The organism is Paraburkholderia sp. SIMBA_030 (assembly GCF_046535245.1).
Lineage (GTDB): Bacteria > Pseudomonadota > Gammaproteobacteria > Burkholderiales > Burkholderiaceae > Paraburkholderia.
On record NZ_JAWRXB010000389.1, the window covers coordinates 1 to 277 of the forward strand.

Annotated in this window: 1 protein-coding gene; it reads right to left on the minus strand. The window is 39.0% G+C overall.

Translation table 11 applies throughout. The features are described 5' to 3' along the window. Window positions 1-277: DNA topoisomerase (locus tag SB772_RS40470; protein ID WP_410838579.1), on the minus strand; the 277-nt coding region annotated here is incomplete at both ends.

Below are 277 nucleotides of genomic sequence, written 5' to 3' on the forward strand. Positions count from 1 at the left end.
TTGTTGAAATGACCCCATTTGATTTGACTTACTGCTTGTTTGCAATCTTCCTTTTCCTGCAGAGCTCTTATCAGGTGAGGAATTTCTGTCCATAGATCTTCATGAATATATTTACTTCCTGTGCGGGGATAAGTGATAAATTTCTTTTCGTACAGACTCTGTGCGATAGTGAGCGTTTCTTCAGCCGATAGGTTAAGTTTTTTATTGGCTTCCTTCTGTAAACCTGTCAGGTCAAATAATAGAGGAGGCTGCTCTGTTACATTTTTGGTTGTAACAG